We start from the raw sequence: 2322 nt of genomic DNA, 5'->3' as shown, positions 1-2322 counted from the left end.
ATGGATCGGCAGACCCTGGTCCCGGGCGCGGGCGAGGCGTTAGAGCGGATCGCCGAAGTCGCCGACATCGTGATCCTCACCAACCTTCAGGACTGGTGTCATGCCGGCCGCGCCGCCCAGCTCGACGCTCTCGGCATTCGCCATCGGGTCGTGTGCAATCAGGGCGGGAAGGGGCGGCCGGTCGCGCGTCTCGCCGCCGAGCATGGATCGAACGTGACGGTGTTCGTCGACGATCTCGAAACGCATCTCACGTCGGTCGCGCATCATGCGCCGGACGTGTTCCGACTCCACATGATCGCCGAGCCGTCAATTGCGCCGACAATCCCCGCCGCACCGCACGCACAGGCGCGGATCGACGACTGGAACGTCGCGGTCGAATGGGTATTGGCCCGCTTTCGGGGCGAATCGCTTCAATCCTGACCGGGGGCAGGCATCTCGATCAGCCGCGCGCCTGTGCCTTCCTGGCCGAGCCGGTCATCCGGATTGCGCAGCGGGCAATGCGCGAGCGACAGGCAACCGCAGCCGATGCACTCGCTCAATTGGTCCCGGATCGCGCCGAGCTTGCGGATCCGTTCGTCGAGTGCGTCGCGCCACCCGGCCGATAGGGCGGCCCAATCCTCGGCCGTGGGCGCGCGATCTTGCGGCAGGCGGGCCAGCGCCTCGCTGATCTCCTTGAGCGACACCCCGGCGCGCTGTGCCACCTTGATGATCGCGACCCGCCGCAGGATTCCGCGTGGGAATCGGCGCTGATTGCCCGCGCTGCGGCGGCTGCGGATCAGCCCCTCGGCCTCATAGAAATGCAATGTCGAGACGGGCACGCCCGATCGGCGGGATATCTCCCCAACGGTGAGTTCGAGCGGCACGGTCTTCATGACGGGGAGATCTACCCAATATCCGGCTTGACCTCAACCTTACTTGAGGTTGTATCGAGGCTCTCCCCAAAGGGAGAATCAGTCATGTCGCTTGAAACCAATCTCGTCAGCATCAGCATCTTCACGCCCAAGCCCGAACATTTCGGCGCCTTCGTGGATACACAGGTTGCGAACCTGCCCCGGCTCGGAAGCCTCTCCCGCTCGCTCGGCGCGCAATTCTACGTCGCCAAGGATGGCCGCCATGCGATCCTCGTTTCGCTCTTCGAAAGTGAGGCGATCTTGCGCGATTTCCAGCAATCCGACGCGTTCCGCGCGCATCGGGACGAACTGCAGGCGCTGCTGGAGAGCAGCGACAGCGGCTTCTACACGCTGGCTTATGCGCGCGATGCGCGGCCTGCCTGACCGGTTGGCGGGGACGGCATGCCGCCGTTCCCGCCGAGCGGTCTCACGCGGGAATGACCGCGCTTGTATAAGGCGAATGCACCGTCCAGCCGATCGTTTCGTAAAGACCTCGACCCATCTCGGTCGCGGATAGAAGGCCCCGCGACGCACCGCGCGCAAGTGCGCCGTTGGACAATGCCTGCATCAACGTGCGCCCGAGCCCCCTGCGGCGATGGCGTTCGTCGGTGGCAATCTGATCGAACAGGGCCGTGTCATCCAGTAGCGCGATGCGCCCTTGCGCGACCGGAAAACCGTCCACCAGCACGGCCGCGCGCAGCAACTCGCCATCCTCCATCAGCGAGAGCCGGTATCCGGCCGCGAGATCGGTAGCCCGCTCGGCCAGCGGCGCGGTCATCATGAACGTCGGCGTCTCGCGAAGCTGCCACTGCGGCGGCAGGGCGGCACACACGGTTTCGGGTTCCTCGCACACCTTGAGATAGATCCACGGATCGCGAATCGTCCGGCCAAGCCCGGCGATCACCGTCCGGTCGAACTGGGGAAAAACATAGCGTGCCGCCTGATCGGGCTGGCCGACATGGATATAATGGCCGCCAAGACGCGCCACCGGTGGGGCCACGCCCCGCGTCATCGCCCAGCCACGGGCGAAAAGCGCGATCAATTCGGGGTCGGCGGCCATGATCCGCCGCTATCGGGCGACGGAGCGCGCCGCAACCGCTTGACGCTCGCCTGCTGTCGTCCGAAGGCGCGAGGCATGAGCATCGATACCCGCCTCGCCGAACTCGGCATCACCCTTCCCGAGCCCGCTGCCCCTGTCGCCGCTTATGTGCCGGCGGTCGAAGCCAACGGCCTTCTCCATGTTTCCGGCCAGCTGCCGTTCAAGGACGGCCAGTTGATGACCGGCCGCTGCGGCGAGGACGAGAATGAGGATTATGCGCGCGAAGCGGCCGAACGCTGCGGCGTGATGCTGCTCGCGCAGATCAAGAAGGCGCTGGGTTCGCTCGATCGGGTCGAACGTATCGTCAAACTCGGCGTGTTCGTCTCCTCGACA

At 65.8% G+C, this 2322-nt stretch carries 5 protein-coding genes; 3 read left to right on the top strand and 2 right to left on the bottom strand.

The window, feature by feature from the left end:
- A partial coding sequence (locus tag VK533_RS10565; RefSeq protein WP_324377210.1) for an HAD family hydrolase occupies positions 1 to 420 on the top strand: 420 nt, incomplete at its 5' end.
- On the opposite strand, the gene soxR is transcribed toward VK533_RS10565, so the two are convergent.
- A complete protein-coding gene (soxR, locus tag VK533_RS10560) occupies positions 411 to 872 on the bottom strand; it encodes a redox-sensitive transcriptional activator SoxR (RefSeq protein WP_324377208.1) in 462 nt (153 codons plus the stop codon). The genes VK533_RS10565 and soxR overlap by 10 nt on opposite strands.
- An 84-nt stretch (positions 873 to 956) precedes the next feature.
- On the opposite strand from soxR, the gene VK533_RS10555 reads away from it, so the two are divergent.
- Entirely contained in the window at positions 957 to 1274 is a 318-nt protein-coding gene (locus tag VK533_RS10555; RefSeq protein ID WP_324377206.1) for a hypothetical protein, read from the top strand.
- 43 nt (positions 1275 to 1317) lie between these two features.
- Here VK533_RS10555 and VK533_RS10550 read toward each other — a convergent pair whose 3' ends face one another.
- Entirely contained in the window at positions 1318 to 1950 is a 633-nt protein-coding gene (locus tag VK533_RS10550) for a GNAT family N-acetyltransferase (RefSeq protein WP_324377205.1), read from the bottom strand.
- Between the two features lie 75 nt (positions 1951 to 2025).
- Here VK533_RS10550 and VK533_RS10545 point away from each other — a divergent pair.
- The coding region (locus VK533_RS10545; protein ID WP_324377203.1) for a RidA family protein at positions 2026 to 2322 on the top strand (297 nt) is incomplete at its 3' end.

It is taken from the genome of Sphingomonas sp. (assembly GCF_035317925.1).
Classification (GTDB): Bacteria; Pseudomonadota; Alphaproteobacteria; order Sphingomonadales; family Sphingomonadaceae; genus Sphingomonas_I.
This window is presented reverse-complemented; position numbering and strand designations above follow the sequence as displayed.

Excerpts from the sequence above, each read along its gene's own strand:
- soxR (WP_324377208.1), bottom strand. The coding sequence starts at position 872 with ATGAAGACCGTGCCGCTCGAACTCACCGTTGGGGAGATATCCCGCCGA.
- VK533_RS10555 (WP_324377206.1), top strand. The coding sequence starts at position 957 with ATGTCGCTTGAAACCAATCTCGTCAGCATCAGCATCTTCACGCCCAAG.
- VK533_RS10550 (WP_324377205.1), bottom strand. The coding sequence starts at position 1,950 with ATGGCCGCCGACCCCGAATTGATCGCGCTTTTCGCCCGTGGCTGGGCG.